We start from the raw sequence: 23,166 nt of genomic DNA on the forward strand, positions 1-23,166 counted from the left end.
CCCTCAGCGTCGTTCGCGGAAGAACTCGGTGAGGAGTTCGGCCGCCTCGGTCTCGCAGGGGCCGGTGTCGATCACGGGACGAAAGTGATGCCAGTCGGCCCGATTGAGGTCGATGGCAGAGCCGCAGGCACCGGCGCGCGGGTCCGGGGCGGCGTAGACGATCCGCGCGACGCGGGCGTGCGAGGCCGCAGCCAGGCACATGGGGCAGGGCTCGAGGGTGACGTAGAGAGTGCAGTCGTCGAGGCGATAGTTGGCCAGATGCCGCCCGGCCTCGCGCATGGCCAGTATCTCGGCGTGTGCGCTGGGGTCGTGCAGGGCGACGGGGCGGTTGTGCCCGCGGCCGATGGTGGCTCCGTTCGCGTCGACCACGATGGCGCCGACCGGCACCTCGCCCAGCTCGATCGACTGTCGAGCCAGGGCAAGGCAGGCCTGCATGTGCTTGCGGTCGTGGCCGCTCATGGAGTCAGCGCTGGTGGCGAGCGGACGTCATTCCCACTCGATGGTGCCGGGCGGCTTGCCGGTGACGTCGTAGACCACCCGCGAGATGCCGCGAACCTCGTTGACGATGCGCAGCGAGACCTTTTCCAGGAACTCGTAGGGCAGGCGTGCCCAGCGGGCGGTCATGAAGTCGATGGTCTCCACGGCCCGCAGGGCGACGACGTAGTCGTAGCGTCGGCCATCGCCCATCACGCCCACCGAACGGACCGGCAGGAACACGGCGAATGCCTGCGAGACCTGGTCGTAGAGGCCGGCCTCGCGCAGCTCGTGGATGAAGATGGCATCGGCGCGTCGCAGCAGCTCGGCGTATTCGTGCTTGACCTCGCCGAGGATGCGCACACCCAGGCCCGGGCCGGGGAAGGGGTGTCGCATGATCATCTCGCTGGGCAGGCCGAGTTCCAGGCCGATCTGGCGGACCTCGTCCTTGAACAGCTCGCGCAGCGGCTCGACCAGGCCGAGCTTCATGTGCTCGGGCAGGCCACCGACGTTGTGGTGCGACTTGATCACGTGCGCCTTGCCGGTCTTGGAGCCGGCCGACTCGATCACGTCAGGGTAGATGGTGCCCTGGGCCAGCCATTGCGCGTTCTCGCGCTTGCCGGCCTCGTCATCGAAGATGTCGATGAAGGTGTTGCCGATGATCTTGCGTTTCTTCTCGGGGTCGGCCTCGCCGGCCAGCCGGGAGAGGAACCGGTCCTCGGCGTCGACGCGGATGACGCGCACGCCCAGGTGCTCGGCGAAGGTGCGCATCACCTGGTCGCCTTCACCCTCGCGCAGCAGACCGTTGTCGACGAAGATGCAGGTGAGTTGGTCGCCGATGGCGCGGTGGAGCAGGGCGGCGACCACGGAGGAGTCCACGCCGCCGGACAGGCCGAGGATGACTTCCTCGTCCCCGACCTGCTCGCGGACCTGGTCGATCATGGTCTCGATGATCGCGTCCGAGCGCCACAGCCCTTGCGTGTCACAAATCTCGCGGACGAAGCGCTCGATGATGCGCGCACCCTGGCGGGTGTGGGTGACCTCGGGATGGAACTGCACGCCGAAGAAGTTGCGCGACTCGTCGGCCATGCCGGCGATCGGCGCGTTGTCCGAGGAGGCCATCAGTTTGAAGCCCTCGGGCAGGTCAACCACGTGATCGCCATGGCTCATCCAGACGTCCAGCAGTCCAAAGCCTTCCTCGGTGACCTCGTCTTCGATGTCCTTCAACAACGCGGTATGGCCGCGGGCGCGCACCTTGGCAAAGCCGAATTCCTGGTGGCTGGCGTTCTCGACCTTGCCGCCCAACTGGGCGGCCATGGTCTGCATGCCGTAGCAGATACCCAGTACCGGCACGCCCAGGGTGAAGACCAGTTCGGGGGCGCAGGGCGCGTTTTGCGGGTCGATGACCGATTCGGGACCGCCGGAGAGGATGATGCCGGTGGGATTGAAGTCACGGACGAAGGCGTTGTCGACATCCCAGGAGTGGATTTCGCAGTACACCCGTGATTCGCGCACGCGCCGGGCGATCAGTTGCGTGTACTGCGAGCCGAAATCCAGGATCAGGATGCGCTCGGCGTGGATGTCGGGATGCGGGATGGTCGAGGAAGCGGTCATCGTGAGGTCCGTGTTTTTCAGGCAAGGGCAGCTTGGCCCTGTAACAAGTCGACCCGGCAGGCAAGGCCGGGTCGATGGCAAACGAGGCGCCCCGGCAGGGGCGCGGCACTGGGTTACACCCGGTAGTTCGGGCTCTCCTTGGTGATCGACACGTTGTGGACATGCGATTCGAGCATGCCGGCATTCGTGATGCGCACGAACTGCGGCTGCTTACGCATGGTGTCGATGTCCTTGGCGCCGACGTAGCCCATCGAGGCGCGCAGCCCGCCGATCATCTGGTGGACGATGGCGACCAGCGAGCCCTTGTAGGGCACGCGGCCCTCGATGCCTTCCGGTACCAGCTTCTCGGCGGTGGTCTCCGCCTGGAAGTAGCGATCCGAGGACCCCTGCTGCATCGCCCCGAGCGAGCCCATGCCCCGGTACGACTTATAGGAGCGGCCCTGGAACAGCTCGACCTCGCCGGGTGACTCCTCGGTGCCTGCCAGCATCGAGCCGACCATCACCGAGTGGGCACCGGCGGCCATGGCCTTGGCGAAGTCGCCGGAGAAACGCACGCCGCCGTCGGCAATCAGCGGCACGTCCGTGCCCTTGAGCGCCTCGGCCACGTTGGAAATGGCGGTGACCTGCGGTACGCCCACGCCGGCGACGATGCGGGTGGTGCAGATGGAACCCGGGCCGATACCGACCTTGACCGCGTCCGCGCCGGCCTCGACCAGCTCGAGGGCGGCCTGGCCGGTGGCGATGTTGCCGCCGATCACCTCCACCTGCGGGTAGCGGCCCTTGATCCAGGCCACCCGGTCGATCACGCCCTTGCTGTGACCATGTGCGGTGTCGACCACGATCACGTCCACGCCGGCGGCGACCAGCGCTTCGATGCGCTCCTCGGTGTCACCGCCGGTGCCGACGGCCGCGCCAACGCGCAGTTGCCCGGAGGCGTCCTTGCAGGCATTGGGATAGTCGGTGGACTTCTGGATGTCCTTGACGGTGATCATGCCGCGCAGCTCGAAGTCATCGTTGACCACCAGCACCTTCTCGATGCGGTGCTTGTGCAGCAGGGCCTCGACTTCCTTGCGGTTGGCGCCTTCCTTGACGGTCACCAACTGCTCCTTGCCGGTCATGATGTTGGCCACCGCCTGGTCGAGATTCTGCTCGAAGCGCAGATCGCGACTGGTGACGATGCCGACGAGGTGGCCTTCGCTGACCACGGGCACGCCACTGATGGAATGATCGCGCGTGATCTTGAGCACGTCGCGAATGCTGGTGTCCGGGGTGACCGTGATCGGGTCCTTGATGACACCCGATTCGTGTTTCTTCACCCGGCGGACATGCTCGGCTTGCTGCGCGACCGTCATGTTCTTGTGGATGATCCCCATGCCCCCTTCCTGGGCAAGCGCAATCGCGAGGCGCGCCTCGGTAACCGTGTCCATCGCCGAGGAGATCAGCGGGATATTGATTTGGATATTACGGGTCAGGTGCGTGACAAGTGACACGTCCCGGGGCAGCACCGAGGAGCGGGCCGGAATGAGCAACACGTCGTCGAAGGTGAGACCTTCCTCGAGGATTCGCATGGTTGGGGGACTCTTGCGGATGGTAGAAAGTGTCCGCGCAATTATAGTGGCCTGCGCCCGACGGGTAAATGTCCGGATGCCTCGGTGTCCCTCACCGGGAGCATCCGGATGCGGTTTTGGGCGCATAAGGAACCTCGGCACGATTAGCAATGCCACTCTGGTTTGGTGAGTCGCCCGCCTTCAAGGCGCGGCGTCGCCGGCGTGCTGGCGGCCACGCCAAGATGGCGCAACGCGGAAGGGGGGTGACTCGGCAAGCCCCGAAGGGCGCGCTTGAGCCGGACACCTGCGGCGTTGCCGTCCTTGACAAGGGAATCACCCTTGCGCGGCGGACGGTCCCCTTGCATCTGTCCGGCTCAAGGCGCGCAGAGCGGTATTGCTAATCGTGCCGAGGTTCCAAGGGCGTTGTTGGCATCCCGACTTTGATTGCGCTAAAGTCGGACTCGCTACCAGAGCAAACCACCTAGGAGGCAGTAAATAATGATTAAAACAGCACGCGTTGTTGCCGCAGCAGCGGGCTTTGCCCTGATCGGTTCGGTTGGCATGGCCAACGCCGCCAGCGAAGCAGATTACGAGAAGGCCAAGCAAGAAGCCCAAGCCGCCGTTGAAGCCGTTCAAGAGAAAGGCTACGCGCCGTGGAGCCCGCACCCGAAGAGCGCCTTGTTCGGCGAAGCCGACAAGCTGGCCAAGAAGGGCGAGTACGACAAGGCCATCGAGAAGGCCGAGTACATCAAGGAGCTGCAGGCACTGGCCGAGAAGCAGTGGGCCGAGCAGGAAGCCGGTCCATACAAGACCTGGTAAGGGCTTGATGATCCCGGCCAGCCCTGGCGGGTTGGCCGACCGCTAGAAACAGCAAGATTCCCGGGCCGCGAGCATTGTTCGCGGCCTTTTTCGTGCCGTACTTCGGGGCTGACTCGAGTCCCCGTCTTTTTTCTTGATCACGGATTGTGCCCATGTCATCTCCCACCGGATCGACCGCCCTGTCGGTCACCCAGATCAACAAGCAGGCCGGTGATCTGCTCGGCCAGGTGTTCGGCCTGGTCGAGGTGGTCGGCGAGATCAGTGAGCACAAGCGGGCGGCGTCAGGGCATCACTACTTCGCGCTCAAGGATGATCGGTCGCAGTTGCGTTGCGCCTTTTTTCGCGGCAACGCACAACGCTGCGCCCATCCACTACGCGAGGGCGAAGAGGTGGTCGCGACCGGGCGGCTGGGTATCTACACCGAACGAGGTGCCTACCAGCTGATTGTCCAGTCGATCGCGCCGGCCGGTGAGGGGCGCCTGGCCGCCGAATTCGAACGACTCAAGCAACGCCTGCTGGCCGAAGGGCTGTTCGCGCCAGAGCACAAGCGACCGACGCCGGAGTTGCCGCGACATATCGCCGTAATCTCCTCGGACACCGGTGCGGCCATCCACGATGTCCACGTCACCCTGGCGCGGCGCTTTCCGCTGGCGCGGGTCACGTTGTTCCCGGTGCGGGTGCAGGGAAGCGAGTCGGCCGGCGAGTTGCGCCAGGCCGTGTCGCAGCTAACTAGTGATGTCTTCGATGTGGCGTTGATCGTGCGTGGCGGAGGGTCTTTGTCGGACCTCTGGTCCTTCAACGACGAGGCGCTGGTGCGTGCCTTGTACGACTGCCCGGTGCCGGTGATCAGTGGAGTCGGTCACGAGACCGACACCACGCTCTGCGACCTGGTGACCGACCGCCAGGCGGCCACCCCCACGGGGGCCGCTGAACTGGCCACACCCATCACGGCGAGCGACATGCGCCAACATGTGGAGCGGTGGGCTGATCGGGCCCGTCTGCGCTGGGAGGGGCGGCTGCAGGCCGAGTCGCAACGCCTGGACGGGCTGACGCGGCGCCTCGATCGCGCCGGCCCGGTCGAGCAGCTACGTTTCGGTCGTTATCGACTGGCCGGACTGAACTCGCCGCTGCGACGCGGTATCGAGCGTCGTATCGCGCAGGGGCGTGAACGTGCGCATGGCTTACGCCGACGCCTGGAAGGGGCGCATCCCCGGCGTCGCCTCGAGGGGCTCAGGGAACAACTGCTGGGGCCGGCAAGCCGGTTGCATCGATGCATTGCCGCAATCAACTCCGCCGAGCGTGATCGGGTTGCCACGCTCTCCCGGCGCCTGCTGGTAAGCCGAGAGCGCCTGATGCCTCGCTGGCGAGCCCGTCTTGATGCCACGCGGCTCGATCCCCGCGGTCTGGAGCGGCGACTGCGTGAAGAGCGCACACGCCTTGCCGGCCTGTCCCGTCAGCTCGAGGCACTCGGCCCGCGTCAGGTCCAGCAGCGGGGGTATGCCCTGATCGAGACCCGCGACGAGGGTCGAAGCGATGGTTCGGGCGTGTTGGTCAAGCGGGCCACGGAGGTCGAGCGGCTGGGCAGTGCGACCGGACGATTGCCATTGACCATTCGGTTCGTTGACGGTGACGTGGCGGTGGAGTGGACGAGGTCGATATCCAGTGAGCCTTCATCGGACTCCTGATAACCGGTAACCGGACAACCTGGGGCGGGCTTCCCGGTTGCGTTGCGCGCTACCGTACCGATCGGTCAGCGCGCTGAACTGCGCTCCATGGCATCCAGTTGTTCCTCGATCCACCGGCGTGCCGGGACGGGGCGGGCAAAGCAGAAACCCTGGAACCGTGTGCAGTCGTTTGCCTTGAGGTAATCGAACTGCTCGCAGGTCTCTACGCCCTCGGCGACCACGTCGATGCCAAGGCGTGCGGCCATGGCGAGGATGGCCTCGACCATAGCGGTGTCACCCGGGCTGTCGGGGACGTCGTCGACGAAGCTCTTGTCCAGCTTGATCTCGTTCAGGGGCAGGCGCTTGAGGTAGGCGAACGAGGAATAGCCGGTACCGAAGTCGTCGATCGAGAACGTCAGGCCCAATTCGGCCAACGCGCGCATGCGTTCGATGGCCTCGGAGGCGTGGCTGACCAGCAAGTTCTCGGTGATCTCGATCATCAGGTGGGCCGGATCGATGCCGGTTTGCTCAATGGTCTGTCTCACCTGGTCAACGAAGTCGGGCGTGCGGAACTGGCGCGGGCTGACATTCACCGAGATGTTGAGATGTCGCTGGCCGGGCGGTGTGGATTGCTCGAGCCCATGCAGCAGGTGGCAGGCCTCGTGCAGCACCCATTCGCCGATGGCGATGATCTGCCCGGATTCCTCGGCCAGCGCGATGAATTCCGCTGGCGAGACAAGCCCGCGCACCGGATGACGCCAGCGCAACAGCACCTCGGCGCCGACCACCACCTCGTCGCGGTCCACCTGGGATTGCAGGTGCAGCTCGAATTCGCCACGTTCCAGCGCCTGCTTGAGTTCCTGTTCCATTCGATAGCGGCGGGTCACCGACTCGACCATGCCCGACTCGAAGTTGACCAGGTTGTTTCGGCCGGCGCGCTTGGCCTGATACATCGCGATATCCGCCTCGCGGACCAGTTCCTCCGCGTTGTCGACCTTGCCGGCAAACAGCGTCAGACCCACGCTGGCGGTTGCCAGGTGGCGGAAGTCCTCGAACTCGAACGGTTGTTCCATGGCATGGCGCAGCTTGTCGGCCAGCGCCGTCGCGCTTTGACGCGCCCCATGGATATCGTGCGCCATCTCGGGAACGAGCACCAGGAATTCATCGCCACCCAGTCGAGCCACCGTGTCGGTGTCGCGGACCAGGCCGGACAGGCGTTGCGCGACCTCCATTAACACCTGATCGCCGCGCGCATGACCGTACAGGTCGTTGATCTGCTTGAATTCGTCCAGGTCAACGAAGAGCAACGCGCCGACACCACCATGGCGTTTGCGTTGTCGGATAGCCTGATCGACCCGATCGAGCAGCAGGGCGCGGTTGGGCAGGTCGGTTAACCCGTCGTGATAGGCCAGTCGTTCGAGCTGGGCGGCGGTTTCCTTGTCCGCCGTGACGTCGACGCATTGCCCCATGACGCCCACGAACTCGCCCCGGCTGTTGAAACGCGGTGTGCCCTTGGCCAGCAACCAGCGGTATTCGCCGCTGTGATGGCGTAATCGATACTCGCGCGTGAACGGGGTGCGTCTCTCGTAGGCGGAGGCAATGGTCTGCTGCAGTGCCGGCAGGTCGTCGGGATGCACGGCGCGCTGCCAGCCGTCTCCGAGCGCCTCGGATTGGGACAGGCCGGTGAAGGCCAGCCAGGGGCGGTTGACGTAGTCGCGTTTGTCCTCCAGGTCGGCCGTCCAGATCAGTGTCTGGCCGTTGTCGGCAAGTGTGCGAAAGTGCTGTTCGCTCTCGGCAAGCGCGTCGCGCAACCGATATTCCGCGCTCACGTCATGGAAGACGAGCACGACCCCCACCAGCGAGCCGTCGTCATGCTGGATCGGCGCGGCGCTGTCGGCGATGTGGTACCGATTGCCGCTGCGGTCGGTGAGGACGGTGTGGTTTGCCAGTCCGACCAGGGTGCCTTCGGCCAGTACTCGGCGGATGGGGATCGCGATCGGCCGGTTGTCATCGGTCTGGCAGATCACGAACACCGCCTCGATGGGTTTGCCGATCGCCTCCTCGCGCGACCAACCGGTGAGCCGCTCGGCCACCGGGTTCATCAGCGTGATATGGCCGTCGAGATCGGTCGCGATCAGGCCATCGCCGATCGAGTCGAGAGTGACCGCCAGACGCTGTTCGCTTTCGAGCAATCGGTCGCGCGCCTCGGCGATCGCACACGTCATTGAGTTGAAGCCTTGAGCGACCTCGGCAATCTCGCTGCAGCCCCGGTCGGGCAGGCGCACGTCGTGATCACCCTGGCGCAGGCGCATTGCTGCCCGCCGCAGTCGTCCCAGTGGCCGGGTGATCTGCGAGTTGAGCACCCAGGCGGTGAGCAGGATGATCAGCAGCATCACGCCGGCCTCCGGCAGGCGCGCGAGGATCGCCTCGTTGCGGATGCGGGCGAGCGAGGCCGTCAGGTCCATGCGTACACAGACCACGCCGCGACTCTCCGAGCGCGGGCGGTCGGACAGGCCGGGCAACTCGAACGATTGCAGCGCACGGAGTGTTTCGTCCTCGTCCAAGTGCTCGAGGTAAGGCAGGCGCTGGTCCTGTCGTTGGCCAAAGGTGCCGGGGTTGAGATCGGCCAGCAGGTCATCGACCGACTTGCCTTGCCAAGTCCGGTTTGGGGAGACCAGCACCTCGCGATCGGGACCCACGGCGATCAGCATGTCGACGCGCGGATCGGTCAGGATACTGCTCACGCGTGCATTCAGGATGCCGGATTGTTCCAGCCCACCCTGTTCGATCGTGCGGGCAATCTCGGTCGTGTAGCCGAGCAAGCGCTGGCTCGAATCGGCGAGGAAGATGGCCGAGCGATTGTGGATGCCATTGACCAGCGAGACGGCCGTGATCAGGAGGAACAGCAGGCCAAGTCCCAGCGGGACCATCAGTCGCAAGGACAGGCGCGGCAGTTTCATGGCCCCTCCGGCAGGAAACGAGCCGTGGCGAGATCGGACAGGTCGGGGATCTGCTCGATCAGGGCGTTGGATTGCATGATTTCGGCGACGGTCCGTGCCGCCTCTCGCAGCGGGGCGGAGGGTGGCTCCAGCCAGGCATGATTGTCAGTCAGGCTCAGCAGGGCGATGCCTCCGTAGGCCTCCGCGGTTTCCTCGACGGTCAGTCCCAATCGCGGTGCCATGAGGCGGTGCGCCCGCCCCGGGCTCGATTTCACCACGGCCAGGGCCTCGAAGTAGGCCGTCAACAGGTCGGAGAGTGTCGTGTGCTGGTGGTCGATGGCCGTTTCACTGACGGCCAGCACGTCGACGATCAACCCGGGAAAGGCACTGCTGTCGTAAAGCCGGTTCGCCCCGAGTGCGACCAGACGCGAGGCGAAAGGCTCGTAGCTGATCACCGCGTCGACCTCGCCGTGCCGGTAGGCATCCATCTGGCCGCCGCCGATCACCGGTACCCGGGTGACGTCGTCGGGTGTCAGACCGGCTGCCTCGAGCGACTTTCGCAGCATGAGGGCGCCGGCGGCCGTGTCTTCCACCCCGATCCGTCGACCGGCCAGATCCTCTAGCCGGTCGATGCCCGGACGGGCCATGATGACATCGGCCCCCTGGGAGGTGTCGAAGACCAGCGCGATGCGTACCGGTATGCCGCCGGCACGAGCGAGAATGAATTCATCGAGGGTAAGCGTAGCCGCCTCGACTTCGCCGGAGGCCAGCTGCATCAGGCTGTTGGTATTGGAGGGGGACTCGATTAGCCGGATCCGCTCGGGGGGAAGCAGGTCGAGTTCGCGGGCGAGGAACAGGGGCTCGTAGCCGACCCAGGTGATGCCGGAGATGCGCAACAACGGCTCGCGGGCCTCACAGCCGAGCAGGGCGGCGAGCGGGGCGAGTGCCCCGGTGACGAGAAACTGCCTTCGTTCCATGGCAGAAGCCCTCCCTGTGGGGCGTCGTGGTCCTTCCGAATGCGACCCGGGCGTTGGCTCGATGGCCCGTCAAAATCCGTTTCCGGATTATCCGCTCTGCTTGACTGGTGCAGACCAAAAGCCGCGTCGTGCCGGCAGGCCGCCTCAGAATTACTCGGGCCGGTTTCCTGCCAACTGTAGCTCATTGGCCTCGGCAGCGCGTCCCCCGCCCACGTACTTGCCTGACCAGAACACGTTGTCGAGGCTCGCGAATGAGACGGACTTGCCGCTGGAAGGGGCATGGATGAAGCGATCGCCACCGACGTAGATGCCGACATGATCGATCCGGTTGCCGTTCAATCGGAAAAACACCAGATCGCCGGGGCGTAGCGCCTCGCGCTCGATGCGCTTGGTGGCACGGTACTGCTCGGCGGAGGTGCGAGGCAGCTCAATGCTTGCCGCCTGGTAGGCGTGTTGGGTCAGGCCGCTGCAATCGAAGCCGTTCTCGGTGGACCCACCACCCCAGCGATAGGGCGTGCCCAGTTGGGAGACGGCCTGGATGACGGCCTCGATGGCGCGCGGATGCATGCCGGACAGGGTGTCGATGGTTTCGAGTGGGTCGTAGGGCAGGTTGCTGCGTCGCTGCGCCTGATCGAGCACCTCGGCTGCTTCCTTGGCCTTGCTGGCTTGCTCGCTGCTGTTCGGCTTATGACTGGGTTGGGTGGCGCACCCACTGGCCAGGGTGAGGACCAGCCCCAGTCCGGCCCAGCTCAACAGGGTGGATGGAAACCAACGCCGGGCCGTCATTTGGCCGGCTTCACTCGGCCGGCTCTCACCCGCGTTACTGGCCCGGAGGCCCCGCCCGTTGACGTCGCCATGACGCTCAGGGACGCCGGATTTCACAGACAAAACGCCGCTCCGGGGTGCGTGCGAAATCCTTGGGCAGTGTTTTTCTCGAAATATCATCGATTTGGAATCGCTTCTCGATGGAAGGGTGCAATGTAAACCCTTTGCGGTTGTTTGAAAAGACAAGTACGCCACCCGGGGCGAGGTGGGGCATGCAGGCCGCGATCAGATCCGGGTGATCCCGCTGGATGTCGAGCGTGTCGTCCATCGACTTGGAATTGGAGAAGGACGGCGGGTCGAGAAAGATCACGTCAAAGCGTTCCGCGGCCGGCGGCCGGTGGTCGAGCCAGCGCAGCACGTCCGCGCGGAGCAACTGGTGTTGACCATTGAGGGCGATGCCATTGAGTTCGAAGTTGCGCTCGGCCCAGTCGAGATAGGTATTGGAAAGGTCCACCGAGGTGGTGGCCTGCGCCCCGGCGACGGCGGCACGTACCGATGCGCTGGCGGTATAGCAGAACAGGTTCAGCAGGCGCTTGCCCCGGGACAGTTCGGCCAGGCGATCGCGTACCAGCCGATGATCGATGAACAGGCCGACGTCGAGATAGTCGGTGAAGTTGATCAGCAACCGGGTGTCGCGCTCGCGCAGGATGCGTTCGATGTGTTCCCCGCCGAGTCGACCGTACTGCTGTCGACCCGACTGCCGCGCGCGCTGGCGCACCACGACACAGTCCGGATCGACACCCAGGGTGTCGACCGCGATGGCCGTGGCGGCCGCCAGGCGGGTCCGCGCCTTCTGCGGATCGATCTGTTTCGGTGCCTGGTATTCCTGGATGTCCAGCCAGGTCTGGTTGTCCTCGGTGCGGTACCAATCCACGGCGAGCTTGAAGTCGGGCAGATCGGCATCGTAGATGCGCAGGGCATTGTCACCCTGCTTGATCAGCGACTTGCGCTGTTTCCAGTTCTTGGCCAGACGATTGGCGAAGTCGGCGGCATCGTATTCGCCACGCCGGCCCTGCTCGATCAGTCGACCGGCCAGGGCATGCGGTCCGGCGGGCCGCCGCAGGCTTTTCTCGGAGAACTGTCCGCGCAGGAACTCCACCTCGACACCCCCGTGGAGCACCATCACGCGCTTCTCGAAACGCAGCGGCCAGGTCAATTCGCTTTCGGCTGCACGCAGGATGCCCCAGTACCAACCGGGCAGGCCTTCCACCCAGCGCGAGCACAGGGCGGTCCACTCGGCCTGGTCCTGTGATGCGTCGATGCGCTGGCCGAACGGCACGTTGCTGATCAGCAGGCCGGTCTCGACTCCCCGAAGCTCGGCCGGGCAGGGGGCGCGGAAGCTGTCTGCATGGATCAGCTCGATCGCCTCGCCGAGCCCGGCCGACTCGATATTCGCGTGGGCGGCGGCGAGCTGCAGTGGGTCCCGATCCTGGGCGACCATGGTGAGCGAGCCGCGTGCCGGCGGGTTGTCGAGCCAACCGCGCGGGGCATCCTCTAGGATCGCATCGCGGGCGGTCGGCACATGACCCTTCCACGCCGGCGAGCCCAGTCGTCGTTGGCGCATCGCGGCAGGCATGCCCCAGAGCGACAGGGCGGCCTCGACCAGGAAGGTGCCCGAGCCGCACATCGGGTCGAACAGCCCGCCACCGAGGCTCGCGACCTGCGGCCAGCGCGCCCGCCACAACAGACCGGCGGCCAGATTCTCGCGCAGGGGAGCCTCGCCGCCGTCGACCCGGTAGCCGCGCCGATGCAGCGAGCCGTTGGACAGCTCGATGGCGAGGGTCGCCTGCCCCTGGCGTGGCACGTGGCAATGGACCCGCAGGCCCGGGGTCTCGGCATCGACGCTGGGGCGGCGGCCGGTGGCGTCGCGAAACTGGTCGACCAGCGCGTCCTTGACGCGCGTGGCGATGAAGCCGGTGTGCCGCAACGCCTCGTTGCCGCCGCTGGCGGTGATCGCGAAGCTGTCGTCCGCACCCAGCTGCGCCGCCCAGTCGACGCTCGCCGCCAGCTCGTAGAGCTGATCCGCCTGCGCGACGTGGCCGCGCGCGAGCGGCAGATAGACGCGCGCGGCGATCAGGCTGTCGGCCAGGACCCGGTAGATCGCCTCGACCGGCCATTCGGCGCTCGCACCGAAGGGTCGATCGCTGACGCTCTCCCCGGTCAGGTGCCGCAGTTCCTCGGCCAGGGCCGTCTCCAGCCCGGGCGGCGCGACCACGTCGACGGGGCGGAGGCTGCCCGTTGTGTCGCGATCGACCGGGGTGGCGTTTGGGGACATGCGAGGATCCGTTACGGCAAAACGCGCGAGTCTAACCGATTGACGCTTCCGCGGCGACGTTCAGGGGGCCGATCCCCGCACCAGGTGCAGTCGCGAGACCAGTCGTCCCTCGAAGTGGGCGTCGAGCTCGAGCCCGTCGGGGCGCGTCTCGATCGCCAGACCCGGCTGCGGCTCGGGGTCGCTGTCGACCAGCCGGAGCAAGCCGGACGGCCAGTCGATCGCGAGGTGCACCTGCATCGGGTAGTAGCCGTCGAGGAATCGGCGCATGAACGGGCCGTTCTCGACCTGGAACCCGTCGGCGGTCGGGTGGGGTTCGATCGCGAGCACCTCGGCCCGCACGCAAAGCCGCGCGCCCCGCTCGATCTCTCGCATCTGCACGCTCGGCCCGTCGATTTTCGCCACGCCGATTCCCTGGCGCGAGGTGATGCGGATGTCCCGGGTGCGTTCCGGGTTGTAGACGATTTGTACCGCCGGCGCGGGATCGAGGTTTTCGTGGCATTGCCGCATCGCCGCCCAGCCGGTCTCGAGGCTGTTACGATCGAGGCGGATGCGTTTTTGCATGCGAGCCGCGTTCGGTTCGGGCGGGGTGGTGAGCAGTTCAAGCTCGCCCTCGTTGACCTGCCTTGCCTTCTCGATCAGGCGCTGCTCCTCGCGTGATCGTTCCTCCGCTTCCTCCCAGGCCGCATCCCAGTCGAAGGATTCGCTCGATGTCGCGTCTTCGGCCCAGGCCGGTGGCGAGGGGACTACCGCGGCGATCAGTGCCGCCAGCGTGAACACGAGTGCCGAAAACGAGCCTCGGGCGACCGCGATCGAGACGGACATGGAAGGGTCCACCGTGTGTTCTGGGAATGGGTAGACCATAGACCACGGCCAACCGGCAATGCCAAGTCCTTACCCCGACCCGGCGGCGACGTTCGTCAAGCCGGTGGCCTGTGAGCCCTGCGGTGGATGACCGCCGTGGCGAGCGGCGTTAAGGATGACGGTCAGCGAACTGGCTGCCATCGCGGCGGCGGCCATCACGGGCGGGATGACGCCGAATGCCGCCAACGTGAGTCCGCCGGCGTTGTATCCCAGGGCGAAAACGAGATTCTGGCGCATGACTCGGCGGCCCTGGCGGGCGATCCGGATGGCACGCTCGACCCCGTCGACCCCCTCTCCGCCAAGCACGACCCCGGCGGCCATCGCCGCGGTGCTGTTGGCGTTCGACACGGCGATGCCGACGTCCGCAACCGCCAGGGCCAGGGCATCGTTGGCGCCGTCGCCGACGAAGGCGGCTTGCCCGCTCGCCGCGCGCAATCGCCGGGCCTTGTCCCCCGGCAGGCAGTCGGCGGTCACCCGCTCCGGTGGGATACCCACCGCGCGGGCCACCCGCAAGGCGGAGTCGTGACGGTCGCCGGTGAGCATCCCGCACTCGATCCCCAGCTCGCCCAGGGCGTGTACCGTCGCCGCGGCCGCGGGGCGCAGCGGGTCGTCAAGCACGATGGTGGCGACGTGGTTGCCGGCGATCGCCAGTTTCACCTGCATGTCGTCGCCGGCGCGAGGACTGTGAACCGGGATGCCGTGCGCTTCGAGAAAACTCGCCGAGCCGACCAGCAGTTCGCCATGGCGGGGGTGTCGCGCGCTCACCCCGGCATCCTCGCGGCGCGCCTCGAGCGGCATGACCGGGGCACCCGCCGCCTGGCGCAGGGCCCGGGCGATGACGTGTTCCACGTCGCCCTCGGCGGCCGCGGCCAGGCCGAGCAGGGTGGCTCGGTCGGCGGGAAGTGCGCTGGGCAATGGCTGGTGGACCATGACCTCGGCCACCGCGGGGTGGCCGGCGGTCAGGGTGCCGGTCTTGTCGAGAAAGACGCGTTCGATGCGAGCCAGTCGCTCCAGCGCGGCGGCGTCGCGAAACAGCACGCCCGCGTCGGCGGCGCGTCCGGCCTGGGTGACGTAGGCGATGGGCACGGCGATGCTGATCGCGCAGGGGCAGGCGACCACCAGCACCGAGGTCGCGCGCAACAAGGTTTCCTCAAGGGGCAGCCCGAGCAGCAGGCCGGCCATGCCGGTCAAGGTGGCCAGTCCGATGGCCCCCGGGGCGAGCCAGCGGGCGACGCGGTCGGCCAGTCGTTGCGTGCCGGGGCGGGCCCGCACCGTTTCGATCACCCGTTCGCCGATGCGGTCGATCTCGCGTTCGCCCACCCGGGCCGTGACTTCGACCACCAGGCCCCGCTCAAGATTGACGCAGCCGGCCGACACGGCATCGCCGGCTCGGACCTCGGCGGGGCGCGATTCGCCGGTCAACACGGCGCGATCGACGCGGCCTTCCCCCCGACGGAGGATGCCGTCAAGCGGGATGCGCTCGCCGGCCGGCACCCGGATCCGTTCGCCGACCGCCACCGATTCGGCGGCGACGGTCTCCGCGCTGCCGTCGCGATGCAGGCGGATAGCGACTTCCGGCAGCCGCGCGTGCAGGGCATCGATGGTGACGGCCGCCCGCCGCAGGGCCCGGGCTTCGAGCAGGCGTCCCACCGTCAGAAGGACCACCAGCATCACCGCCGTGTCGGCGTAGACGTGCTCCACGCCGCGCGACAGTTGCCAGGCCGAGAGCCCCAGCGCGGCCAGCACGCCGAGACTCACCAGGGTATCCATGCCGGGCACGCCGGTGCGAAGCGTGCGCCACCCGGCGAGCAGGATGGGGCGGCCGGCCAGGGCGAGTGCGGGTAGCGCGAAGGAGACGCTTGCCAGCGCGAGCCACCAGCCCACCGATCCGCCCGACTGCTCCGCTACGCCCAGGTAGAGCAACAGCGAGAACAGCATGGTCCAGACCCCGAAGAACGCGGCGAGGGTCAGACGAACCCCCAATGCGCGGATCTCCCCGTCCAGCCGCTCGGCCGTTGTCCGGTGCCGGTCGGGTGGGGCGAGGCGATACCCCAGCCGGCGAACCGCCGCGGCGAGGGTGGCAAGCGACGTTCGGCCGGGGTCCCAACGCAGCAGGGCGGCCGAGCCGATGAAGCTTACCTGGGCGTCGAGGACCCCGGGGCTGTCGCGCAGCACTCGCTCGGTGGCCGCGGCGCAACTCGGGCACCACAGGCCCTCGATAGTGACCAGGGCGCGGCCCCGGCCCTCGAGCGAGTCGAGGCCGGCGAGGCGGTCGTCGGGGGTCGCCGATGCGTCCGCCGGCGCACCCGCCCGGCACGCGCCATCCGAGGGCTCGGTGGCGCTCGCGCCGTCACGGCGAGCCGTCATCGAGCCTCAATGCATGCTGATCGCGAAAGGTTTGCCATTCGGCATGATCGAGGGGTTCGCCCAGGAGTCGGCCGCGCAGCCGCTGGCCGTAGTAGCCCTTCTTGTCGTCGTGATACCGAGACTGCGCCTCGGCGACGGAAAGGTCTTTCTCGATCTGGCGCGGGTCGGGGGGACGCGGGAAGCTGTTGATGAAGGCGGCCACGTCCCAGGCCTCCTGGTCGCTGAGGTAATCGCGCTTGCCCAGCGGCATGTTTGCCTTGATGAATGCCGCGGCGGTGGGCACGCGGTGCATGCCGGCGCCCCAGTTGTACGAATCGGGACCCCATAGCGGCGGGAAGATCCGCCGCCCGTTGATGTCCTTGTGTCCCTGCCCGTCGAGGCCGTGGCATACCGCGCAATTGGCGCGGTAGACCTGTTCGCCGCGTTGGTAGTTGAAGCCCCGCTCGGTGCGTTCGAGGGTGGGATAGCCCCGGCCGGGGAGGTCCTGGCCGGTGGGCGCCCCGTCGGCAAGCCAGAACATGTAGCTCTGCAGGTCCTTGTAGATGGAGTGGTTATCGGGCGGTGGGCCGCCGCTCGGCGACTCGCGCGCGTTCATCGAGTAGGTGAAACACCCCTTGAGACGATCCTCCATGGTGTTGACCATGTCGTTCTTGCCGCGGTATTTCGGGTAGACGCCCCAGGCGCCCCACAGTGGCGCGCTGCCCTGGCGCCGACCGGCGTCGAGGTGACAGTTCGCGCATGCCAGGTCGTTGCCGGTGAATCTCGCCGCCCGCGTGCCGGTGTTGACGAACACGCTGCGTCCGCGACGGATGGCATCGCCCATCTTGCCGTCGGGTATCTCCTTGTCGCTCGGCGGGACGAAGTGGTTGTCCTCGCCGACCGGTACCGTCGGGAAGTCGGCGTCTGCATCGTCAGCGAGGGCCTGGCGCGATTCGTCCAGCGCGGCCCGCGCCTGCCGGGCCTCGCGATCGGCGCGGGTGGTGGCTGCCTGCTCGGGGGTCTCGCCGATGGCGCCGAAGGGCCAGATCTCGTGTTCGGCGGCGAAGAATCCCGCCCCGAGCAGCACCACGGCGCCGGCCACCGCCAGGGCGGACCGTGCCAGCGCCGAGCGTTCGCGGGTCGTCCGATCGCCTTGTTGGCTCATCCGTCGCCCTCCGTCTGTGCGGGATTCGTGGTGGCATCGGTCTGTTCCGACCTCGAGCCCGCCGGCGAGGTGAGTTCCTGGCGGGGTGGCCGGCTGGCCAGATAATCCGCCAGGGCGCGACGGTCGGCGTCGGAAAGCACGCGCGCCACGTCGTGCATGAAGTTCTCCGGGTCGTTGTCGCGCCGGCCGGTGGCGAAGGCGGTGAGCTGCTGGTAGAGGTAGACCGGCTGCTGACCGGCGATCGGCGGGAAGCTCGGCCCCACTCCCCAGCCGGACGAGCCGTGGCAGCTGTAGCAGGCGGGCGCGCTCACGCGCCAGTCGCCGCGGAGCGCGAGTTCACGCCCGCGGTCCATGTCCCCGCCCAGCGAGGCCCCCGCCGGCGCCTCGAGCGACATCTCGGCGTAGAAACGCCCCAGGGCCGCCATCTCCTTTTCGCTCAAGCCGCGGGCGACGTAGTTCATGCTGGCGTTCTTCCGCCGTCCGGTGGCAAAGTCCGCCAGCTGCTTGGCGATATAGCCGGCGGGCAGGCCGGCGAGGGCCGGGATTTGCTCGGTTCCCTCGCCCTTCGCGCCATGGCAGGAGGCACAGGACCAGGTGCCGTTCCCGCCGGCGATCAGGTCACCGGCGATTCCCGGGGATACCTCCGCGCTGCGGGCCTCCCAGCGCATGGCGGCCAGCGGGTCGATCGGGTCGGAGGCGCTCGCGGCCGCGTCGTCGTTCCCGGAGGGGGAACAGCCGGTGCCCAGCAGGGCGAAGCCGGCGGCCATCGCCACCGTCGCCGCAACGCCGGCAAGCCGGCCGGCTGTCGGTGGACCGGTTCGGGTTGAGGGGCTGTGTCGAAGTCTCAGAGGCATGGCGGCGGTCAGTGTCCGATGGGTTTGGAATCGCCGCTACCGGCCTTTTGCCTCGCTTGCCCGACGGGCTGGCCGAGGGTATCGGCGATATCGGCCTCGCCTTTGAGTGGCGCGGAGCGATCGGCGAGGCGCTGGCGAAGCTCGGCAACTCGCTCGGGGCTTACGGCGCCGGCGTCGTTGCCCCAGGCCTGGCGGATGAAGCTGACGATTCGGGCGATCTGCTCGTCGTTCAATGCGTTTCGGAAGGTCGGCATGCGCCCGTCGAAGCTTCGCCCGTCGACGGTGACCGGTCCGCTCAACCCCATCAGCACGATCCCCACCGGCGCGTCGGCGTTGCCGGTGACGAAGGGCGAGCCGGCCAGCGGCGGCACCGCGCCGCGAATGCCGATACCGTCCTCCTGGTGACAGGTGGCGCAGTTGTCCTCGAACAGTTCCCGTCCCGGGGCGAGTACCGCTCGTCCACTTCCCTCCGACCCGGCGGTCGCGCCAGGGTTCGCCCCGGCCCGGGTGCCGGCGCTCGCCGTGGCTGGCTCGTCGCTGACGGTGAACAGGGTGAACGCCCCCCAGGCGGCCAGGGCGATCACCACCGAATAGACGATCACCGGGATGCCGCGTTGCCGTTCGTAGGGAATGAACGAGTCGTCCCGGACGCCGCCGATCGAGGTAATGAACCGGCGTTTCTTCATCCCCGCTCACCCCCGTGGCGGTACCCGTTGTCGCGCAGGTTCCGGTGCACCGGCGGGTAGCTGTGGTCGAGGCTGAGCAGGTAGGCGACCAGGTCGAGGGCGGACTGGCGCGCGACCACCACCTTGCCTTCGGGCCGGAATGCCTTCGGCACGTCGACGACGACATCGTCGGGCCCGGCCGAATCCTTGGTCTCGAACAGGAACGGGAAGGCGGGCATGATGCTGTCGGGGTGCACGGCTCGCGGGGCGTAGAGGTGCGTCAGTTGCCAGGCGCGCGAGGGCTGGCGTGCGCCGATGTTGAACAGGTCGGGGCCGGTACGCATGGTGCCGAGCTGGTGGGGCCGGTCGTAGACGTAGTCCGCCGCGGTCGAGGGCCGTCCCCAGCCGCGCGCCTGGTCGGGAGCCTGCGAGGGGTCGCGCGGCTGCTGCGAATGGCAGTAGACGCAACCGAGTCCCACGTAGTGGGCGCGCCCGCGCAATTCGGCCTTGGAATACGGTTCTAGTTGCTTCGGCGCCTCGATCGGGGCGATCTGCAGGGCGGGCCCGATCAGCAGAAAGATCATGGCCAGGGCGAGGATCGCCAGCGCGACGAGGCCTAACGGCAGGAGTCGATTCATGCGGCACCCCCTGTCTGCAACGACTCACCGGAATGGTCGGCGCTCACCGGGCGTTTGCCCGGTGCCGTGAGGAAGGCCACCAGGTGCAGGGCGAACAGGACGTGGCCGGCGGTCATCATGCTGCCGCCGACCGAACGGGCGGTGAGGTAGGGGACGGTCAGTCGGACGCTCTCCATGAAATCGCGGGTGGGATCGAGCATCGCCATCCCCTGCAGCCACCCGCCGATCGTCAGCGAACCGACGTAGATGCCGACACCGATCGCCGCCAGCCAGAAGTGCCAGGCGATCAACGCGCGCCAAGGCCAGTGTCGCCCGGTCAGGTGCGGCAGGATGTAGTAGATCGAACCGAACATCACCAGGGAGACGAAGGCGTACATGCCCATGTGGGCGTGACCGACCGTGTAGTGGGTGAAGTGAGTGACGGTGTTCACCGCGCGCAGGGCCTCGAGCGAGCCTTGCAGGGAAACCACGGTGTAGCAGATCGCACCCAGCGCCACGAACCGCAACGGGATGCTCTCGCGCCAGGCCCAGCCGTTGCTCAGGCTCAGGGTGTGCTGGTTGATCGCCACGGCGAGTACCGGCACGACCATCATCACCGACTGGACGACCGAGAGCGTCACCGCCCAGGTCGGGATCGGGCCGCCGACGAGGTGGTGTAGGCCGACCTGGCTGTAAAACAGTGCCAGCGCCCAGAAGCCCAGCAGCGACAACCGGTAGGAGTAGATCGGCTTGCCGATGATGCGGGGGATGAAATAGTAGGCGGCGGCCAGCCCCAGCGGCGTCGCCCACAGGCCCAGCACGTTGTGCGCGTACCACCAGTTGACCGTCGCCGCCTGGGCGCCGCTATACAGCGAGGGCACGTTGGCGGTGACGAACAACACCACGAACCACAGCAGCGCGGCACTGAGATACCAGCCAGAGACGTAGATGTGTTCGATCTGGCGATGTCGCCCCGTCAGCAAAATGGGTATCCCGATCAGCACCACGGCCGCCGCCAGCGCGATGTCGATCTGCCACGGGAATTCCAGCCATTCCATTCCGTCGGTCCAGCCCGAGCCGAGGGCGACCACGCCGGCCAGTGTCGCGAGGTTCCAGAGGATGCCGCCCCACAGCGCCACGGTCGGGTGTCGCAACCGGGTGCGGAACAGGGTGGGTGCCAGCCACAGGGCGGTGCCGAGACCGGCGAGCGAGGTCCAGCCGTAGACCACGCTGTTGAGGTGCATGGTGCGCACACGACCGAAGGTCAAGGGGGCACTGCCGTCGAGCAGCCCCGGGATGTGGAGCTTGAGCGAGGCGATCAGCCCGAAGGTCGATCCGATCACCAGCCAGGCGATCGCGGTGACGAAGAAGAACAGGATCAGGCGTCGCTCGGCCGGACCGAAGGATTGCTCCCCGGTGGTCTGACGCTCGTTATCCGCCTCGGGCAGTATCGAGCTGGCCTGGTCGTCGGAAATCGCGAACTGGTTCGAGTAGATCGCCCAGATGAGGGCGAGGATCGCGATCAGCGAGAGGACGAAACTGAAAGCCAGCAGCGAGCCGATCGAGTAAAGCAAACGAATGGACTCCTGCGCGAACCGCGGTCGCGCCTGGGCGGTGGTTGAACGGGTAGCTGGTGAATCGTGAAGCTAGCCTACTGATTCGGCTTTAACAAGTGAGAATCGAACATGGCGTTCTGGTTCCCACGGTTCTTGCGGCACAAGTCGGCCCGGCATGACGACAGGCGTGCGGGGCGGCATGCGGCATTGACGGGGCATCGATGGCAGAATGGCCCGATCGTGGATCGCGGCGTGCCGGCCCACCCGCCGAGGGTGTCGGGCCTGGTATCGCCCCGATCCCTTGGCGCGGGAGGACGAACACCATCGTGGATGCGAACCGAGCGAGTCCGTTGCTGGAAATCACCGGCCTGGATGTCTCCGTGGAAGGAAGCCGGTTGGTGCGTGGGGTCTCCTTCGAGGTCGCCGCGGGCGAGCGGGTTGCCCTGGTGGGGGAGTCGGGGTCCGGCAAGACCGTCACGGCCTTGTCGATACTCCGGCTGTTCGACGCCGGCGGGGCGAGTACGCAAGGCGACATCCGCTTCGAGGGCGAAGACGTGCTGGCGATGAGCCAGCCCCGACTGCGGGGCCTGCGCGGCAATCGGGTGGGCATGATCTTCCAGGAGCCGATGACCGCGCTCAATCCGCTCAAGACGATCGGCGCTCAGATCGCCGAGGTGCTGGTGCGCCACCGGGGTCTGCGTGGCGAGGCGTTGCGGCAGCGGGTCAACGAATTGCTCGACCAGGTGCGGCTACCCGAGCCCGAGCGCGTGATGCGCGCCATGCCTCATCAGCTTTCCGGCGGGCAGCGTCAGCGGGCCATGATCGCGATGGCGATTGCCTGCAACCCGAGCCTGGTCATTGCCGACGAGCCCACGACGGCACTGGATGCCGGGCTGCGCAAGACCATCATGGATCTCCTGGTGGAGCTGCAGCAGCGTCTGGGCATGAGTCTCTTGCTGATCACCCACGACCTGCCGGTGGTGCGCCGTTACGCCGACCGCGTGATGGTGATGCGCGACGGGGCGATCGTCGAGGCCGGCCCCACCGACGCGATCTTCGCCCGCCCCAAGGACAGCTACACCCAGACGCTGCTCGAGGCCCGCCAGGTCGCCCCGATGGTCGGTCCGGTGCGTCCGGATGCCGCCGAACGGCTGCGTTGCGAAGGTCTGGGGGTCACGGTCGGCAAGCGGCGCTGGTTCGGGGCCGACACGCGCAGCGAGATACTCAAGGGCATCGATCTTGCCCTGCACGCTGGGCAAACCCTGGGCGTGGTGGGCGAATCGGGCTCGGGGAAGACGACCCTGGCGCTATCGCTGCTGCGGCTGATGGACGGGGCCGAGGGGGCCGTCTGGCTCGCCGGTCGGCGTGTCGACGGGATGCGCGAACGCCAGTTCCGCCCGTTCCGGCGCGATTTGCAGGTGGTATTCCAGGACCCGTACGGCGCGTTGTCGCCACGCATGAACATCGCCCAGATCGTCGGCGAGGGGCTGGATGTCCACGAAGCGGGGCTCACGCGCGGCGAGCGGCGAGAGCGAATCGAGCGGGTGCTTGAGGAAGTGGGCCTCGACCCGGCGGTGATGTCGCGCTACCCGCACGAGTTCTCCGGCGGGCAGCGCCAGCGCATCGCGATCGCGCGCGCGCTGATCCTCAAGCCCAAGGTGCTGGTCCTCGACGAACCGACCAGTGCGCTCGATGCGGCGGTACAGTTGCAGGTGCTGCGCCTGCTCGGCGACCTGCAGGCCGAGCACGGTTTGACCTACTTGCTTATCACCCACGATCTCGCCGTGGTGCGCGCCCTGGCGCACCGGGTGGTGGTGATGCTCGACGGCGAGATCGTGGAGTCCGGCGAGACCCGCGCGTTGCTGGATGCCCCGGTCCACGACTACACCCGCCAGCTGATCGAGAGTGCGCTGCTCGCCTGAGGGGCGACCCGGAGTCGAGGCGGCTCCGGGCGGGCGTGAGCCTCGT

The 23,166-nt window shown here is 67.3% G+C and carries 17 protein-coding genes; 3 read left to right on the top strand and 14 right to left on the bottom strand.

Going from position 1 to position 23,166, the window contains the following annotated elements; genetic code table 11:
- Positions 1-3: 3 nt before the first annotated feature.
- From tadA to guaB, 3 genes are all read right to left on the bottom strand, one after another.
- Complete coding sequence (tadA, locus tag D5687_RS04175; RefSeq protein WP_204742136.1) at positions 4-459, bottom strand: tRNA adenosine(34) deaminase TadA; 456 nt, start codon at positions 457-459, stop codon at positions 4-6.
- Positions 460-486: 27 nt separating this feature from the next.
- Positions 487-2,088, bottom strand: a complete 1,602-nt coding sequence (guaA, locus tag D5687_RS04180) for a glutamine-hydrolyzing GMP synthase (protein WP_125198513.1) — start codon at positions 2,086-2,088, stop codon at positions 487-489.
- Positions 2,089-2,201: 113 nt separating this feature from the next.
- Positions 2,202-3,656 (bottom strand): IMP dehydrogenase, encoded by a 1,455-nt coding sequence (gene guaB / locus D5687_RS04185; RefSeq protein WP_125198514.1) that lies wholly within the window; start codon positions 3,654-3,656, stop codon positions 2,202-2,204.
- Between the two features lie 477 nt (positions 3,657-4,133).
- On the opposite strand from guaB, the gene D5687_RS04190 reads away from it, so the two are divergent.
- Positions 4,134-4,454 (top strand): hypothetical protein, encoded by a 321-nt coding sequence (locus D5687_RS04190; protein ID WP_125198515.1) that lies wholly within the window; start codon positions 4,134-4,136, stop codon positions 4,452-4,454.
- Between the two features lie 152 nt (positions 4,455-4,606).
- Positions 4,607-6,139, top strand: coding sequence for an exodeoxyribonuclease VII large subunit (gene xseA / locus D5687_RS04195; protein WP_125198516.1), 1,533 nt, complete (start codon positions 4,607-4,609; stop codon positions 6,137-6,139).
- 65 nt (positions 6,140-6,204) lie between these two features.
- Here xseA and D5687_RS04200 read toward each other — a convergent pair whose 3' ends face one another.
- From D5687_RS04200 to D5687_RS04250, 11 genes are all read right to left on the bottom strand, one after another.
- Entirely contained in the window at positions 6,205-9,078 is a 2,874-nt protein-coding gene (locus D5687_RS04200; protein WP_125198517.1) for an EAL domain-containing protein, read from the bottom strand.
- The gene (locus D5687_RS04205; RefSeq protein ID WP_125198518.1) at positions 9,075-10,034 is read right to left on the bottom strand and encodes an ABC transporter substrate-binding protein; all 960 of its coding nucleotides are present in this window, start codon (positions 10,032-10,034) and stop codon (positions 9,075-9,077) included. Before D5687_RS04205 ends, D5687_RS04200 begins: the two co-directional genes overlap by 4 nt.
- Positions 10,035-10,184: 150 nt before the next feature.
- Positions 10,185-10,820: a C40 family peptidase gene (locus D5687_RS04210; protein ID WP_158611743.1), complete on the bottom strand. Its 636-nt coding sequence runs from the start codon at positions 10,818-10,820 to the stop codon at positions 10,185-10,187.
- A gap of 76 nt (positions 10,821-10,896) precedes the next feature.
- Positions 10,897-13,134 (bottom strand): bifunctional 23S rRNA (guanine(2069)-N(7))-methyltransferase RlmK/23S rRNA (guanine(2445)-N(2))-methyltransferase RlmL, encoded by a 2,238-nt coding sequence (gene rlmKL / locus D5687_RS04215; RefSeq protein WP_125198520.1) that lies wholly within the window; start codon positions 13,132-13,134, stop codon positions 10,897-10,899.
- A gap of 60 nt (positions 13,135-13,194) precedes the next feature.
- Positions 13,195-13,956: an alpha/beta hydrolase gene (locus D5687_RS04220; RefSeq protein ID WP_125198521.1), complete on the bottom strand. Its 762-nt coding sequence runs from the start codon at positions 13,954-13,956 to the stop codon at positions 13,195-13,197.
- A 69-nt stretch (positions 13,957-14,025) separates the two neighbouring features.
- Positions 14,026-16,362 carry a cation-translocating P-type ATPase gene (locus tag D5687_RS04225; RefSeq protein WP_125198522.1) on the bottom strand — a complete coding sequence of 779 codons (2,337 nt, stop codon included), beginning with the start codon at positions 16,360-16,362 and terminating at the stop codon, positions 14,026-14,028.
- Positions 16,346-17,506, bottom strand: a complete 1,161-nt coding sequence (locus D5687_RS04230) for a c-type cytochrome (RefSeq protein ID WP_125198523.1) — start codon at positions 17,504-17,506, stop codon at positions 16,346-16,348. Before D5687_RS04230 ends, D5687_RS04225 begins: the two co-directional genes overlap by 17 nt.
- Positions 17,503-18,273, bottom strand: coding sequence for a c-type cytochrome (locus tag D5687_RS04235; protein WP_158611744.1), 771 nt, complete (start codon positions 18,271-18,273; stop codon positions 17,503-17,505). Before D5687_RS04235 ends, D5687_RS04230 begins: the two co-directional genes overlap by 4 nt.
- Before the next feature lie 95 nt (positions 18,274-18,368).
- Positions 18,369-19,046 carry a cytochrome c gene (locus D5687_RS04240; RefSeq protein WP_125198525.1) on the bottom strand — a complete coding sequence of 226 codons (678 nt, stop codon included), beginning with the start codon at positions 19,044-19,046 and terminating at the stop codon, positions 18,369-18,371.
- Positions 19,043-19,663 carry a cbb3-type cytochrome c oxidase subunit II gene (locus tag D5687_RS04245; RefSeq protein WP_125198526.1) on the bottom strand — a complete coding sequence of 207 codons (621 nt, stop codon included), beginning with the start codon at positions 19,661-19,663 and terminating at the stop codon, positions 19,043-19,045. Before D5687_RS04245 ends, D5687_RS04240 begins: the two co-directional genes overlap by 4 nt.
- Positions 19,660-21,216, bottom strand: a complete 1,557-nt coding sequence (locus D5687_RS04250) for a cbb3-type cytochrome c oxidase subunit I (protein ID WP_125198527.1) — start codon at positions 21,214-21,216, stop codon at positions 19,660-19,662. Before D5687_RS04250 ends, D5687_RS04245 begins: the two co-directional genes overlap by 4 nt.
- A 308-nt stretch (positions 21,217-21,524) precedes the next feature.
- Between D5687_RS04250 and D5687_RS04255 the strand changes: the two genes are divergently transcribed.
- Complete coding sequence (locus tag D5687_RS04255; protein WP_240031415.1) at positions 21,525-23,120, top strand: dipeptide ABC transporter ATP-binding protein; 1,596 nt, start codon at positions 21,525-21,527, stop codon at positions 23,118-23,120.
- The last annotated feature ends 46 nt before the right edge of the window (positions 23,121-23,166 follow it).

Source organism: Guyparkeria sp. SCN-R1 (genome assembly GCF_003932495.1).
Lineage (GTDB): Bacteria > Pseudomonadota > Gammaproteobacteria > Halothiobacillales > Halothiobacillaceae > Guyparkeria.

Bases quoted from the DNA above. Each gene is read 5' to 3' on its own strand.
- tadA (WP_204742136.1), bottom strand. From the start codon at position 459: ATGAGCGGCCACGACCGCAAGCACATGCAGGCCTGCCTTGCCCTGGCT.
- guaA (WP_125198513.1), bottom strand. From the start codon at position 2,088: ATGACCGCTTCCTCGACCATCCCGCATCCCGACATCCACGCCGAGCGC.
- guaB (WP_125198514.1), bottom strand. From the start codon at position 3,656: ATGCGAATCCTCGAGGAAGGTCTCACCTTCGACGACGTGTTGCTCATT.
- D5687_RS04190 (WP_125198515.1), top strand. From the start codon at position 4,134: ATGATTAAAACAGCACGCGTTGTTGCCGCAGCAGCGGGCTTTGCCCTG.
- xseA (WP_125198516.1), top strand. From the start codon at position 4,607: ATGTCATCTCCCACCGGATCGACCGCCCTGTCGGTCACCCAGATCAAC.
- D5687_RS04200 (WP_125198517.1), bottom strand. From the start codon at position 9,078: ATGAAACTGCCGCGCCTGTCCTTGCGACTGATGGTCCCGCTGGGACTT.
- D5687_RS04205 (WP_125198518.1), bottom strand. From the start codon at position 10,034: ATGGAACGAAGGCAGTTTCTCGTCACCGGGGCACTCGCCCCGCTCGCC.
- D5687_RS04210 (WP_158611743.1), bottom strand. From the start codon at position 10,820: ATGACGGCCCGGCGTTGGTTTCCATCCACCCTGTTGAGCTGGGCCGGA.
- rlmKL (WP_125198520.1), bottom strand. From the start codon at position 13,134: ATGTCCCCAAACGCCACCCCGGTCGATCGCGACACAACGGGCAGCCTC.
- D5687_RS04220 (WP_125198521.1), bottom strand. From the start codon at position 13,956: ATGTCCGTCTCGATCGCGGTCGCCCGAGGCTCGTTTTCGGCACTCGTG.
- D5687_RS04225 (WP_125198522.1), bottom strand. From the start codon at position 16,362: ATGACGGCTCGCCGTGACGGCGCGAGCGCCACCGAGCCCTCGGATGGC.
- D5687_RS04230 (WP_125198523.1), bottom strand. From the start codon at position 17,506: ATGAGCCAACAAGGCGATCGGACGACCCGCGAACGCTCGGCGCTGGCA.
- D5687_RS04235 (WP_158611744.1), bottom strand. From the start codon at position 18,273: ATGGCCGCCGGCTTCGCCCTGCTGGGCACCGGCTGTTCCCCCTCCGGG.
- D5687_RS04240 (WP_125198525.1), bottom strand. From the start codon at position 19,046: ATGAAGAAACGCCGGTTCATTACCTCGATCGGCGGCGTCCGGGACGAC.
- D5687_RS04245 (WP_125198526.1), bottom strand. From the start codon at position 19,663: ATGAATCGACTCCTGCCGTTAGGCCTCGTCGCGCTGGCGATCCTCGCC.